The organism is Arcicella sp. LKC2W, assembly GCF_034931005.1.
Lineage (GTDB): Bacteria > Bacteroidota > Bacteroidia > Cytophagales > Spirosomataceae > Arcicella.
Genome location: NZ_JAYGIN010000001.1, coordinates 51,615 through 65,228, shown reverse-complemented (window position 1 = coordinate 65,228; position 13,614 = coordinate 51,615). Strand labels below are relative to the sequence as shown.

The following is a 13,614-nucleotide window of genomic DNA, read 5'->3' as shown; positions in this document are numbered from 1 at the left end:
ATGCAAAATACCCAAGAAACGCCACCCAAAACAAGCATTTTATCCGAAAAACTATTTCTGATAATTAAATGGGTAGTTTTTGCATTAATATTTATCATTCTTTTCAAAACTCTCCAACAAAAACAAGAAAATATTTATAGTTTAATTCGGGAATTTCAAGGGATTTCTATTCAAGAAAATTTGCATTACTTGGTTTTCATTATTGGATTAATAATTCTTAATTGGGGTTTTGAAGCTAAAAAATGGCAAATCTTAGCCCGAAAAATTGAAAATATTACTTTTATAGACGCATACCAATCTGTTTTGGTTGGCTTGACATTAGGTTTTATTTCGCCTGCCAATTTGGGCGATTTTGCAGGACGATTAATGAAATTGAAAAGCAAAAACCGTTCGGAAGGTATCGGCTCAATTTTATTAGGAAATGGCATTCAATTTTATGTTTCAATCATCTTTGGCGTGATAGCCTATGGTGTCATTAGCTCAAAAAATATTTCAATTTTCGACCAAATAATCTTTTGTTTGTTGATTTTTATCTTGATTTTAGGGGTTTTTGTGTTCCTTTTCCGTCAGAGAATAACCTTATTTTTAAGTGATTTTCAATGGGTAAAAAGATACGAAAATCACCTGAAAGCTATCACAGAATTTGATTTAAGAGAATTTAGAACCGTTTTCTTCTGGTCGGTTTTACGTTATCTAACCTTTTCAATACAGTTTGTCTTCGTGCTTATTATTTTTCAAATAGATATTTCTTTGTTTGAATTATGGGCGATTTCATGTTTAGTTTTACTGTTCAAAACCATTATTCCACCCATCAATTTTTTGAGTGATTTAGGTGTGAGGGAGTTTTCTGCATTGCATTTTTTTAGTTTATATTCAGTTCAAACGTCTTCAGTTGTTACGGCTACATTTTTTTTGTGGTTGATTAATATTTTACTTCCTGTTATCGTAGGGGGATTTTTATTTTTTAAATCTAAATAGCACAGGAATTTTCCTATTAATTGGGTAAGACACTTTTGGGTAAGATTCCCATGTTACATAAAACGTAAATCAATGCTTTTCTTTTTGATTATCAATATTTTGTACGCACTTTTCAACCTTGTACTGGTATTTACATGGTTGAAAATGAATCGTGAAAAAGTTTCAATAATAAGTGAAAAAAATACAAAATTAACTGTCGTTATTCCTGTGAGAAATGAGGAGGATAATATTGTAAAAATTTTACAAGACCTTGATAGTCAGAATTATCCATTTGGAAATTTTGAGGTAATTATAGCAAACGACGGTTCGACGGACAACACGGAGAATTTGGTTTTGGCATTTCAAGAAAAAGCAAAATATACCTTGAAATTGCTTAATGTTTTTGATGATAAAAGTGCTTCACCCAAAAAGCGGGCAATTCAAAAAAGTATTGAAATATCTTCGGGAGAATTAATCATTACAACCGATGGCGATTGTAGGGTTTCTGAAAATTGGTTGGTTTCCATTGAACAAATTTTTAAGGCCACAAACGCCAAATTGGTCAGTTCTCCTGTCTCTTTCATAAATGAAGAAAGTTTTTGGAATACTGCTCAGATAATTGAGTTTGCCAGTTTAATAGGCTCTGGAGCTTGTGCCATGTACCTGAAAAAGCCCAATATGTGCAATGGAGCGAATATTGCATATACCCGTGATGTTTTTGAGGAAGTCGGAGGGTTTTCGGGAAATGAACATTTAGCTTCGGGCGACGATGAGTTTTTAATGCACAAAATTGCTCATAAATATCCCGATAAAGTGGTTTTTAATTCTAATAAAGATGCCATTGTACTCACAAATGCTCAACCCAATTGGCAACATTTTTACCAACAACGCCGACGATGGGCGAGCAAATGGAAATATTATAAAGATTGGAAGGTTTCGGCTTTAGCAATCTTTATTTTTATTGTAAATTTGGGTGTTATTTACAGTCTGGCGACTTTGAATTATACAAATTTATTAGTTAAGTTTTCATCTGAATTTGTTTTTTTATCGCTGATAATCAGGTTTTTAGGGCATCATGGTAAAATTAAATATATTCCAATTATTCAAATTTTCTATCCATTTTACGTGGTCTTTTTTGGGTTAATTGCCCAAGGAAAAGGTTATACTTGGAAAGGTAGAAAATTGTCGTAAAATATGGTTATTCACAAAACAAATTTTTTAATGCGGGCTTTATATCCCGATTTTCTTTGGCGAATTCCGACTAAAGAAAAGGAAATTTATTTGACTTTTGACGATGGCCCAATTCCAGAAGTTACTGAATTTGTCATGGAAGAATTGGCAAAATTTAACGCAAAAGCTACCTTTTTTTGCATTGGAGATAATATTGCCAAACATTCAGAGGTATTTCAACAGGTTGTAAATCAGGGTCATACCGTTGGGAATCATACTTTTAATCATTTGAAAGGTTGGAACACTGAACAGAATGTATATTTGAACAACTTTGATTTATGTCAGGCTGAAATAGAAAATAAGTCGAAGCAATCAACGAATTTTTTTAGACCACCTTATGGCAGAATAAAACGAAATCAAGCAAAAGAAATACTGAAAACTCACCAAATTGTGATGTGGGATGTGCTGACGGCTGATTACGACCAAAATATAAACAAAGAACAAGTTTTGAAGAAAACGTTACAATATACAGATGATGGTTCAATTGTACTTTTTCATGATAGCATAAAGGCAAGTAAAAATATGATGTATGCCTTGCCACGGATGTTAGAATATTTTTCAGAACAAGGCTATGCCTTTAAAAAAATGTAGTGTTCGGCAGATGCGGAATACTGATGAAACCTCTTAAAAATCACTTATGAATTACCCCAAAATAACAATATGGATTGCGGCACGAAATGAGGAAGATAATATAATTAATTGTCTTCATTCAATCGAACGATTGGATTATCCCAAAGATTGTTTGCAGGTATTAATTGGAAATGATAGCTCAGAAGATAATACAAAATGGTTTGTAATTGATTTCATAAAAGGAAAAGATAGTTTTCAATTAATTGATATTCAAAAGGTTATTAATAATCAGAGAGGTAAAGCAAATGTTTTAGCCAATCTTTATGAATATTCTACTGGTAAATATTTCTTGATTTGTGATGCCGATGTAACCGTTAATCCTGATTGGGCAAAAGGGATGATTACTAATTTTGAGAAGGATTCAAGAGTTGGTCATCAAGTAGGAATTACGTCTATTCGTGGGCATAAAATGTGGCATCATTTTCAATCAATAGATTGGCTTCATGCTCTGAGCTTACTGAAATTTGCAGCCGATTTAAAAATCCCTTTGACGGGTTTAGGGAATAATTCTGCGGTTAGTCGTGAGGCTTATGAAAGTACGGGTGGTTATGCAAAAATCCCTTTTTCTATAACCGAAGATTTTGCATTATTCCACGAAGTTGTGCAAAAAAGGTTCTCTTTCAAAAATACCATTAATCAGGAAGTTTTTAATCAAACCTTACCGATGTTCAACCTTCGGGAGTTTTTGCATCAACGAAAACGCTGGATGGTTGGAGCTTTGCAATGTCCTTGGTGGATTGTTGGCTTGTTGTTTTTTCAAGCACTATTTTTACCAATTTTAATAATCATCGGATTAACTTTTTCATGGAAATTAGCGGGAATTTTATGGTTATTGAAGTGGATAAATCAAACGATTACGGTTTTACCGACAATTATAAAATTGAAAGAATATCATCTCATTAAACACCTATTTTTGTACGAATTTTACGCTAATTGGTGGCAAATAACAATGATTTTCTTCTATTATTCACCCGTTAAAGTAGATTGGAAAGGGAGAGTTTATTAGATAGAGGATAGAGTTTAGAGGATAGATTTCAGAGGATAGAGATTAGAAGATAGATGTTAGATTATAGAGAATAGAGGATAGATGTTAGATTATAGAGAATAGAGGATAGATTTCATTCAAGTCCGTCAAAAAAAAATGAAATATTAGATTTGAATTGGAACTATCAATATGAATTAAGCATTGCCTCTAATCTCTAATCTCTAATCTCTAATCTCTAATCTCTAATCTCTAATCTCTAATCTCTAAAAAAATATTAACAAAAATGAATTTAAGTATTATTGAAACGCACGCTCATATTTATGATGAGGTTTTTGCAGAAGACCGTGCCATTATGTTAGAAAAGGCTTTTTCGGAAGGAGTTTCTGAAATTTGGATGCCCAATTGTGCCTCTGAAACAATTGAAGGTATGATGGCTTTAGCAGAACAATATCCAACCAAATGTTTACCCATGATGGGTTTGCATCCTTGCTATGTGAAGGAGGATTTTGAGAAAGAATTATACATTGTTGAAGAATGGTTGAATAAATATAAATTCTTGGCGATTGGTGAAATTGGTATGGATTTATATTGGGATAAAACCTTTCAAAAACAGCAGGAAGAGGCTTTTTTAACACAGTGCCAATTGGCAAAAAAACATAATTTATGGATTGATATTCACTCAAGAAATGCGTTTTGGGAAACGGTTGAACTCATAGAAAAGAATGCCGACCCGAATTTAAAAGGAATTTTCCATTGCTTTAGTGGAGATTTAGCAGATGCTCAAAAAGCTATTGAATTAGGCTTTTTATTGGGAATTGGTGGCGTTGTAACTTTCAAAAATGGTGGTTTGGATAAAATTTTACCACACATCAGTTTAGAAAATATCGTTTTGGAAACTGACGCTCCTTATCTCGCTCCTGTTCCGTATCGTGGCAAAAGAAATGAACCTGCTTATCTCACTATCATTGCTCAGAAAGTTGCTGATACGATGGAAGTTAGTGTTGAGCAAGTGATTGAACAGACAACTTTGAATGCGAAGAGTCTTAGGTATTGAGTATTAAGTACAAAGTCTTAGGTATTAAGTACAAGTATAATGAAATCTTAATACCATTGGCACTTCTTAGGACTTAATACTCAAGACTTAATACTCAAGACAATACACAAAAAAACTTCATCAATGAAAACGATAAAAATAAAAACAAAAGCCGATGGCAATAACGATGTAAAAGTGCTTGTCATTTACACAGGAGGCACTTTAGGAATGGTTTATGATGCTAAAACGGATAGTTTAGTGCCTTTTGATTTTGCTCAAATTCCAGATAATTTGCCCGAAATGGCTCGTTTAGATTTCGAAATTTCAGTGCTTACTTTTGACAATCTGTTGGATTCTTCTAATATGAATCCGCAAGTTTGGGTACAATTAGCCGAAATTATTAAAGAAAATTATACTCAATACGACTCTTTTGTGGTTCTGCACGGAACGGATACAATGGCTTACTCGGCCTCTGCCTTGAGTTATTTATTGGAAAATTTGAATAAACCTGTCATTTTTACAGGAGCTCAATTACCCATTGGAGTTGCTCGTACTGATGCGAAGGAAAATTTCATTACAGCTCTGGAAATTGCGGCTGCTCAAACCCATAATCGCCCGATTATTTCAGAGGTTTGTATTTACTTTAACTCGCTTTTATTGCGTGGAAATCGGGCAAGGAAAAACGAAAGTGTTCAGTTTAATGCCTTTAAATCAGAGAATTACCCTGTTTTAGCCGAAGCAGGAATTAAAATCGAATACAATAAGCCCTATTTGAAAAGCTATGAACAAAATGCCGAATTGCAGGTTCATCATACTTTTGATGATAATGTTCTTATCTTAAAATTATTCCCAGGCATTACGGACAAAGTTGTTCGTAATGTATTAGAAATTAAAGGTTTACGTGGTGTTATTTTGGAAACTTATGGTTCGGGCAATGCTCCAACTGATGAATGGTTTTTGAAATTGATGAAAGAATTTATTGACAAGGGCATAATTATTTTTAATGTTTCACAGTGTAACGGCGGTCGTGTTACGCAAGGACGATACCAAACGAGTCATTTTTTGCAAGAAATTGGCGTGGTGAGTGGTGCAGACATTACCACCGAGGCTGCGATTACGAAATTGATGTTTGCATTGGGACAAAGCGATGATATTCAGGAAGTTAGAGCAATGCTCAAACGGTCAATTGCGGGAGAAATGTCCTAACGATATTTGGGGATTTTGGGAAAGATGACATCAACTGAGTAACAGACAAATGGCTTCATAAACAAGATTTTTGCCTAATAGAGACTTTGCTTTTGAAAATCTTTCTTCTTGTGTAATGTCTTGATTTAAAGCAAATTGTTGTAATTCTTCTTCAGTAGGTAAAGACTCTAAATTGCCTAATTTCCCTAAATCGTTTCCAGATAATTGAGTAGAATATTTTATAAAATCAGGCAATTTATCAATGCCTATGCCTTGTTTTGTACTTGGTTTGGGAACTTTGAATAAGGTTTCTGGACTAATTCTGGCGTACCAATCTCCTCCTAAACGAGCTACCCAATCTGTTTTTAATTGGTCAATTTTTCTATTTTCGTCTAAAATATGTTCTGCAAAATGAGCCATTAAAATCTCACAAACCACAATGTTTGCTGTTCCGTATTCTTTGATTTCCAATACTTTACATTCAAATTGCACAGGCGATTCTTTTACTCTTGGTGGTTGAACGAGTAATGATTTTTCTTCTGTAAAACCCGCTTTCATAAATTCATTTACACCTTTGGGATATTCGCAACTGGTTAGAGACATTTGTTGAACCATTGAATAATCCACCAAATTGATTACTACTTCTGGAACTTCGTGCAAATTTTCAGTTGTATTTTTCTGACTGCCATCTTTGCCTCGTCTATTCGGTGAAAAAACGAGTATTGGAGGATTTATACCTACAAAATTGAAAAAACTGAAAGGACTCAAATTTACATTTCCGTTTAAATCAATGGTCGAAGCAAAAGCAATTGGACGGGGTGCAATTGCAGATGTAGCGTATGTATAAAATTCTCTTGAATCAATATTTTTAGGGTCAATAGTCATGTTTTATTTGCTTATAAATTTGCCAAAACTGTTCCTTTTACTTCTCCAAATCCAATTCTGATGTCATTTTTTTCAGAGAATCCTCGAATAATTACAGTGTCCTTATCTTCCAAAAATGTACGTTTTGAACCATCTTTTAGCATCAATTCAATTTTCCCATTGGCAGTTAATTCTAATAATGAACCGAACGTACCGATTTCTGAACCCGAAATTGTTCCAGATGCCAAAACGTCTCCTGTATTCAAATTACAACCGTTTACGGTATGATGAGCAATTTGTTGAGCGACATTCCAGTACATTTTTTTAAAATTTGTTCGGCAGATTTCAGTTTCTTCTGAATTTCCATTTTGAATTGATACGCTTAATTCTATGTCAAAATTCCGTAATCCTTCTGTTTTTAAATAATCAAAAACGGCTGGATTTTGTTCTGGAGACGCTACTCTGAATGGTTGTAATGCTTCAATACTGACGACCCAAGGTGAAATTGATGAGAAAAAATTTTTTCCTAAAAATGGGCCAAGTGGCTGATATTCCCAACGTTGAATGTCTCGTGCCGACCAATCGTTGAAAAGTACAAAACCAAACACATAATCTTCTGCTTCTGAGGTAGAAATGGATTCCCCAATTTTAGAGCTTTTTCCGATAATGGTTGCTATTTCTAATTCAAAATCTAAGGCTTTAGTTGGGGTAAAAATTGGGGTTTGATTATCCTCCGATAAAATTTGTCCTTTTGGACGATGAAAATTTGTCCCAGAAACAAATATCGAAGAGGCTCTTCCGTGATAGGCAACAGGCAAATTTCGCCAATTGGGTAAAAGGGCATTTTGTGGGTCACGGAATAATTTACCTACGTTGGTGGCGTGTTCAATGCTCGAATAAAAATCGGTATAATCTCCAATTTGAATTGGCAAGTGCATTTTTACGTCCGATTGTTTTGCCAAACCATGTTCTAAAACAAGGTTTTTTTCTGTAAAATCGAGAGACAAAATATGCTGAATTTTTTGTCTGATTTCTTGATTTTTTCTCCTTCCCAAAGCCATTAAAGGGTTTAGATTTTGAGCAAAAAAAACGTGTTTGTCAAAATCTAAGTCGTGGAAAAAATCCATATTTTGGCAAAACTGTACATCTAAAATTTCATTACCGATGGCAATTCCTATTTTTTTAATGCTTTGATTATCAATTGAATAAACGCCAAAAGGAAGATTGTGAATTGAAAAATCAGAGTTTTTAGGTACGTTTATGTATGTGTCAATGATTTGAGTTTGCATATTTTAAAAAGCTAAAATAATGCAAACGATTCATTGCCAATATTTTAGCCTGTAATATTTGTATAAATTGAATCTAAAATTCTAACGAAGGTTTTATAATCATCATCGTTCAAATCTCCCCAACCCTTTCTCCGCACCTCAGCCACAATTGGATATGCTTCATGAAATTTGTTTCTACCCGCCTCAGTGAGTGTAATATTGAATTTACGACGGTCATTTTCCGCCATTTTACGTTCAGCCAATTGTTTTTTTACCAATAAATCAATAATTCTGGTAACTGTTGGGGCATCTTTTACGGTCATTTCTGCCAACTCATTTTGACTAACTCCGTTGGCTTCATGTCTGAAAATATGGTCTAAAAGTACCCATTGGTCAACCGTTAAATCAACATTGAGGTCATCTAATTTTTTTTGTAGGCTTTGACGAATTTTTTTAATCGTGGTATCAATTTTAAAAAAATAAGCTCGGTTATCAGCAGTATTTGGAGTCATAAGAAAAGGTAAGATTTATATAATTCGGTTTTGTAAATAATTGACTTAACAATAATTAGTTACCAAATTAATGAATTTAACCTTTAATTCCGAACTTCCAAACGCCAAATGTGGGTTTAAAGCGTTCCACGAAGGGCTTGTTCTCTTTCGATTGCCTCAAAAAGTGCTTTGAAATTTCCTTTTCCGAACGATTTTGCTCCTTTTCTTTGTATGATTTCAAAAAACAAAGTTGGTCTCGAAACGATTGGTTTTGTGAAAATTTGGAGTAAATATCCATCTTCGTCACGGTCAACCAAAACGCCCAAATTTCGCAATTCACTTAATTCTTCTTCAATTTTTCCTACTCTATCCAAAAGGGTATCATAATAAGAATCAGGCACTTGCAAAAACTCAATACCTCTTGATTTCATGGCTACAACCGTCGAAACAATATCATCAGTCGCTACTGCTATGTGTTGTACGCCTGAGCCACCGTAAAAATTGAGGTATTCTTCAATTTGAGATTTCTTCTTGCCTTCAGCAGGTTCATTAATTGGAAATTTGATTTTTCCATTCCCATTTGACATCACTTTTGACATTAAAGCGGTGTATTCCGTTGAAATATCTTTGTCGTCAAAACTAACTAATTGACTGAATCCCATTACGTTAGCGTAAAAATCTGTCCAACGATTCATTTCATTCCAACCTACATTTCCTACGCAATGGTCAATATATTTTAAACCAATTGATTCAGGCTGATAAGTTGGATTCCACGCTTTAAAATGGGGCAGAAATATTCCTTTGTAATCTTTACGTTCCACAAAAATATGGATGGTATCGCCGTAAGTTTTTATCGCCGCACGTTTTACACTGCCAAATTCGTCTTGTTCAGCAATCGGTTCAAAAACCATTTCTGCACCCCTTTTTATGGTTTCGTGGAATGCCTTTTCTGCATCATCAACCCAAAGAGCAATTGCCTTTACGCCATCTCCGTGCAAGTCGATATGTTTCCCAATTTCAGTTCCACCAACTAATGGTGTCGTCAGTACAATTCTGATTTTATCTTGTTTCAGTACATAACTTTCTTGTGTTTTTACACCTGTACTCAAGCCCGAATAGGCGAGCGGTTGAAAACCCAGGGCAGTTTGAAAAAAATGAGCTGATTGTCGGGCATTTCCTACATACAATTCTAAATAGTCCGTTCCATTGATGGGGAGAAAATCGCCAGTGTTGGAATTATTAGCATTTTCAAGTGTTTGATATTCAGATGTTTGCATATTGATAGTTGATTTTAGTGTCTTTTATTGGAAAACTTAAATATTTTGGAAAAAGCCCAAGTCTTTTCTCTAATTCGGCTTCAATTGCTTGAATGGAATCGAATAATTGTTGGTAAGAATCAATCACAAAATATTGTTCTTGATAATGTTCTTTGATGTAAGGCGTATCAAAAATCTGTTGAATATTGTACGGCAATCGTTTGGGTTTATCCGATGCTAAACAATAAATACTCTCGCCCGATGAGGATAAAATCCCTGCTCCGTAAATTTTAAGTTGCTCATTTTCAAGTATTAACCCGAATTCAATGGTGTACCAATATAACCGTGCGATATACTCAATGGCGGTTGAGTTATCGACAAATCGGAGGGCAATGCGGGCTAATTCTTCCAAAAAATGACAAACTGATTGGTTCGATAAAAGTGGAACATGACCAAAAATATCATGAAACATATCTGGTTCTTCCAAATAGTCAAGTTGTTGCCGTTTACGTAACCAAGTTGAGGCACAAAAACGTTGATTTTTCATTAATTCAAAAAAAGGTTTGTTCGGAATTAAACCCTCCACAACATGAATTTGCCAGCCCGTTTTTGCTTTCAGAATTGCATTGACTTTTTCATAATTTGGAATCTGATTTTCAGAGAAATCAACTTCGGCAATTCCATCCAAATATGCCTGACTTGCCATGGGTTGCAGTTGTTTTATTTGTCGGTTGAAAAGAATTTTCCAAACCTCAAAATCTTCTTCGGTATAGGCAGAATAGTCTTGTGACATCGTGTGAATTTTAGAAAAGGTTAAACATGAATTTCAAATCAAAGCCAAGATTTATAATATTTTCCATCGTCTAATTTTAGGGCTTCTTCGGTGAGCATCAACGGTTTAAAAGTGTCAATCATAACTGCCAACTCATGCGTTTCTGTCTTACCAATGCTTCGTTCCATAGCTCCAGGATGTGGCCCATGTGGAATACCCCCAGGATGTAAAGAAATGTGTCCTTGGGCAATATCATTTCTGCTCATAAAATCACCATCTACATAATATAAAACCTCATCCGAATCAATATTTGAATGATTATAAGGAGCAGGAATTGCTTTGGGATGATAGTCATACAAACGTGGGCAAAATGAACAAACCACAAAAGCACTGGTTTGGAATGTTTGGTGAACAGGAGGCGGTTGATGTACTCTTCCTGTGATAGGTTCAAAATTATGAATTGAAAATCCCCACGGAAAATTATAGCCGTCCCAACCTACCACATCAAAAGGATGTGAAGCGTAAACTACTGAATGTAAGGTGTTTTGCTTTTTTATTTTGATGAGAAAATCTCCTTTTTCGTCAAAACTTTCTAAATCTGTCGGTAATTTGTAATCTCTTTCACAAAATGGAGCGTGTTCTCCCATTTGCCCGAAGTGGTTTCGGTAGTTTTTGGGTGTATAAATTGGATGAAAGGATTCCACAAATAATATTCGATTGTCTTCCGTATCAAAGTCAATTTGATAAATCATTCCTCTCGGAATAATTAGATAATCTCCGTATTCAAAATCAATATTTCCTACAAGTGTTCTTAATTTTCCAGAGCCTCGATGTATAAACAGAAGCTCATCGGCATCGGCATTTTTATAAAAATAGTGTCTTAGCGATTTTGTGGGTGCTGCCAAACCAATGTGCAAATCATTATTTACCAAAAGTGTAGTTCTACTTTCCAAGAAATCTTCTTTTGGGGCTACATCAAATCCAATGAGTTTTCGTGATTGAACACTTTTGGAAACGGCTATTTTAGGGCTTACATCCTGACTTTCAAGTATTTCTTTTACTTGAGTTGGTCGTCTGTGGTGGTATAACAATGACGCCATACCGTCAAAGCCAATGGTGCCGAATAGTTCTTCGTAATACAATTCACCATTTGGTTTCTCAAATTGAGTATGTCTTTTGGGTGGAATATTTCCGAGTCGATGATAAATTGGCATGGTACATTTTATTTGCGAACAAATATATTTAGTATAACAACTATAGGCAAACTAATTGGTGTATTTTTTATTATTTTGAGATTATTTATTATTATTTCTACAAAAATATTTCAAAATGATTGTTACAATATGTCACTATTCCCGTCGTTATAGTGAGCAATTATATTAATTACTCATTTATTTAAACAAATCATTATTTCATGAAAAAGGCTATTATTGCTTCCTTAACGCTATTATTTGTACAAGTTGTTGCTATTGCACAAACTCCAGTTGTTCAAAATCCAGAGACTGAAGCTAAAACTGAAAAAAGAGGAGGGAGAAAAGAAGGTAAAAAAGACCGTAAAGAGGAAGGCGGAAAGAAAAAAGGTTCGGCAGAAGGCAGAGCGACTCAATATTCACAAGAATTGAAATCAAAATTGGCTTTATCTGATGACCAATATCAGAAGGTTTTGGCAGTAAATACTGAATGTATCAATCGTAAAGATGCTACAAAAGGCAATAAAGACAAAAATGCTAAAGACGAAATTAAAGCATATCGTCAAGCAGAATTTCAAAAAATCTTTACTCCTCAACAATTGACAAGCTACCAAAGTCTCAATAAAAAAGGACATGATGGCGATGACCACAAAAAAGGCGATAGAGATGGCAAAAGAGGTAAAGGAAAGGGAAGAGGAGAAGGAAAACCGAAGGATGAAGATTCTAAAGAAAATAAGTAAAATAGAAAGACGGGCTTTTGTTCCCGTCTTTTTTTTTGCAAATCAATAAACCTCTTTCAAAAATTCCAAAACTGCATTGGTAAAAGCATGGTTTGAATCGCCAGCCACCATGTGACCCGCCCCCGAGACATTAACACTACGAACGTGCGGTACTTCATCTAAAAATTCAGCCATCACTTTATCCGAAACTACGTCAGATATTCCTCCACGCACAATCATGGTTGGTACTTTTAAGTTTTTGGCGGCATTATACATTCTCGTTTCATTTTTGATTTGTTGGTCGGGTGTAATACTTTTCCAGAGTTCCAACATTTTCATATCCCAATGCCAATAATAGCGTCCATCTGCTCTCAAACGGAGATTTTTTTCTAATCTCGAATGGTCTTGTGGTTTTGGACGGTTTGGTAAATATGCCGCAACGGCTTCGGCTGCTTCATCAATAGAAGTAAATCCATGTTTATTGGAAGACATAAATGCGAAAATTCTTTCAATGCCTTTTTGTTCCGCTTTTGGGGCAATATCTACCAATACAATAACTGAGGCAATACTTTTGTCAGCCTCTCCCTCCGCAATCAAAGAGGTTAAACCTCCCATCGAAGCACCAACCAATGCAGGTGATTTACCTAATTGATGAATGATTGCCTTCAAGTCTTTTCCAAAATCTTCTATTCTGTATTCTCCATTTTCAGACCAACTACTATCTCCATGTCCACGAGCATCCAAAACGATGGAATAATAACCGTGTTCGGCAACAATTTTCGCTGAATCTCCCCAAGAATGTCGGGTTTGTCCGCCACCATGAAGAAAAAGCACAGGTTTGTTATTTAGGTCGCCATACGTGTCAGCGACAATAAAAAAGTTAGGATAAATTTCAAATTTGATTGTTTGCATAATGAGGTCATTTCGTCATAGAAATGATATTTTCTTAATGATAAATTGATAGTAAAGTAACACATAAAATTAGGGATACTATATCAAAAACCGCAATATTTCAGACAGATTAAAATTGAATA

14 protein-coding genes are annotated in these 13,614 nt (G+C 34.7%); 7 read left to right on the top strand and 7 right to left on the bottom strand.

The genetic code is table 11. The annotated features are described in order from the left end of the window. The 6 genes from VB796_RS00255 to VB796_RS00230 all read left to right on the top strand — a co-directional run bounded on the left by VB796_RS00255 (position 1) and on the right by VB796_RS00230 (position 6,041). Entirely contained in the window at positions 1–978 is a 978-nt protein-coding gene (locus VB796_RS00255; protein ID WP_323344500.1) for a lysylphosphatidylglycerol synthase transmembrane domain-containing protein, read from the top strand. Positions 979–1,050: 72 nt separating this feature from the next. Then, positions 1,051–2,148: a glycosyltransferase family 2 protein gene (locus VB796_RS00250; protein ID WP_323344499.1), complete on the top strand. Its 1,098-nt coding sequence runs from the start codon at positions 1,051–1,053 to the stop codon at positions 2,146–2,148. Positions 2,149–2,178: 30 nt separating this feature from the next. Then, positions 2,179–2,778: a polysaccharide deacetylase family protein gene (locus VB796_RS00245; RefSeq protein ID WP_323344498.1), complete on the top strand. Its 600-nt coding sequence runs from the start codon at positions 2,179–2,181 to the stop codon at positions 2,776–2,778. A gap of 46 nt (positions 2,779–2,824) precedes the next feature. Then, positions 2,825–3,823 carry a glycosyltransferase gene (locus VB796_RS00240; RefSeq protein ID WP_323344497.1) on the top strand — a complete coding sequence of 333 codons (999 nt, stop codon included), beginning with the start codon at positions 2,825–2,827 and terminating at the stop codon, positions 3,821–3,823. A 262-nt stretch (positions 3,824–4,085) separates the two neighbouring features. Continuing rightward, positions 4,086–4,856, top strand: a complete 771-nt coding sequence (locus tag VB796_RS00235) for a TatD family hydrolase (RefSeq protein WP_323344496.1) — start codon at positions 4,086–4,088, stop codon at positions 4,854–4,856. A gap of 123 nt (positions 4,857–4,979) precedes the next feature. Further along, a complete protein-coding gene (locus tag VB796_RS00230; protein WP_323344495.1) occupies positions 4,980–6,041 on the top strand; it encodes an asparaginase in 1,062 nt (353 codons plus the stop codon). A gap of 30 nt (positions 6,042–6,071) precedes the next feature. Here VB796_RS00230 and VB796_RS00225 read toward each other — a convergent pair whose 3' ends face one another. From VB796_RS00225 to VB796_RS00200, 6 genes are all read right to left on the bottom strand, one after another. Then, positions 6,072–6,905, bottom strand: a complete 834-nt coding sequence (locus VB796_RS00225; protein WP_323344494.1) for a flavin reductase family protein — start codon at positions 6,903–6,905, stop codon at positions 6,072–6,074. A gap of 11 nt (positions 6,906–6,916) precedes the next feature. Beyond that, positions 6,917–8,173 (bottom strand): fumarylacetoacetase, encoded by a 1,257-nt coding sequence (gene fahA, locus VB796_RS00220; RefSeq protein WP_323344493.1) that lies wholly within the window; start codon positions 8,171–8,173, stop codon positions 6,917–6,919. A 44-nt stretch (positions 8,174–8,217) separates the two neighbouring features. Further along, positions 8,218–8,664: a MarR family winged helix-turn-helix transcriptional regulator gene (locus tag VB796_RS00215; RefSeq protein ID WP_323344492.1), complete on the bottom strand. Its 447-nt coding sequence runs from the start codon at positions 8,662–8,664 to the stop codon at positions 8,218–8,220. A 116-nt stretch (positions 8,665–8,780) separates the two neighbouring features. Then, entirely contained in the window at positions 8,781–9,920 is a 1,140-nt protein-coding gene (hppD, locus tag VB796_RS00210) for a 4-hydroxyphenylpyruvate dioxygenase (RefSeq protein WP_323344491.1), read from the bottom strand. Continuing rightward, complete coding sequence (gene phhA / locus VB796_RS00205; RefSeq protein ID WP_323344786.1) at positions 9,907–10,701, bottom strand: phenylalanine 4-monooxygenase; 795 nt, start codon at positions 10,699–10,701, stop codon at positions 9,907–9,909. Before phhA ends, hppD begins: the two co-directional genes overlap by 14 nt. A 29-nt stretch (positions 10,702–10,730) precedes the next feature. After that, the gene (locus tag VB796_RS00200; protein ID WP_323344490.1) at positions 10,731–11,885 is read right to left on the bottom strand and encodes a homogentisate 1,2-dioxygenase; all 1,155 of its coding nucleotides are present in this window, start codon (positions 11,883–11,885) and stop codon (positions 10,731–10,733) included. 200 nt (positions 11,886–12,085) lie between these two features. Here VB796_RS00200 and VB796_RS00195 point away from each other — a divergent pair, with 200 nt between their 5' ends. Next, positions 12,086–12,601 (top strand): hypothetical protein, encoded by a 516-nt coding sequence (locus VB796_RS00195; RefSeq protein ID WP_323344489.1) that lies wholly within the window; start codon positions 12,086–12,088, stop codon positions 12,599–12,601. A gap of 42 nt (positions 12,602–12,643) precedes the next feature. Here VB796_RS00195 and VB796_RS00190 read toward each other — a convergent pair whose 3' ends face one another. Next, positions 12,644–13,492, bottom strand: coding sequence for an alpha/beta hydrolase (locus VB796_RS00190; RefSeq protein WP_323344488.1), 849 nt, complete (start codon positions 13,490–13,492; stop codon positions 12,644–12,646). Positions 13,493–13,614: the final 122 nt, after the last annotated feature.

What these genes read in the sequence shown, in the direction of transcription:
- VB796_RS00195 (WP_323344489.1), top strand. Translation starts at nt 12,086, where the DNA reads ATGAAAAAGGCTATTATTGCTTCCTTAACGCTATTATTTGTACAAGTT.
- hppD (WP_323344491.1), bottom strand. Translation starts at nt 9,920, where the DNA reads ATGCAAACATCTGAATATCAAACACTTGAAAATGCTAATAATTCCAAC.
- VB796_RS00230 (WP_323344495.1), top strand. Translation starts at nt 4,980, where the DNA reads ATGAAAACGATAAAAATAAAAACAAAAGCCGATGGCAATAACGATGTA.
- VB796_RS00200 (WP_323344490.1), bottom strand. Translation starts at nt 11,885, where the DNA reads ATGCCAATTTATCATCGACTCGGAAATATTCCACCCAAAAGACATACT.
- VB796_RS00235 (WP_323344496.1), top strand. Translation starts at nt 4,086, where the DNA reads ATGAATTTAAGTATTATTGAAACGCACGCTCATATTTATGATGAGGTT.
- VB796_RS00250 (WP_323344499.1), top strand. Translation starts at nt 1,051, where the DNA reads ATGCTTTTCTTTTTGATTATCAATATTTTGTACGCACTTTTCAACCTT.
- VB796_RS00190 (WP_323344488.1), bottom strand. Translation starts at nt 13,492, where the DNA reads ATGCAAACAATCAAATTTGAAATTTATCCTAACTTTTTTATTGTCGCT.
- fahA (WP_323344493.1), bottom strand. Translation starts at nt 8,173, where the DNA reads ATGCAAACTCAAATCATTGACACATACATAAACGTACCTAAAAACTCT.
- VB796_RS00245 (WP_323344498.1), top strand. Translation starts at nt 2,179, where the DNA reads ATGCGGGCTTTATATCCCGATTTTCTTTGGCGAATTCCGACTAAAGAA.
- VB796_RS00240 (WP_323344497.1), top strand. Translation starts at nt 2,825, where the DNA reads ATGAATTACCCCAAAATAACAATATGGATTGCGGCACGAAATGAGGAA.
- VB796_RS00225 (WP_323344494.1), bottom strand. Translation starts at nt 6,905, where the DNA reads ATGACTATTGACCCTAAAAATATTGATTCAAGAGAATTTTATACATAC.
- VB796_RS00255 (WP_323344500.1), top strand. Translation starts at nt 1, where the DNA reads ATGCAAAATACCCAAGAAACGCCACCCAAAACAAGCATTTTATCCGAA.
- VB796_RS00215 (WP_323344492.1), bottom strand. Translation starts at nt 8,664, where the DNA reads ATGACTCCAAATACTGCTGATAACCGAGCTTATTTTTTTAAAATTGAT.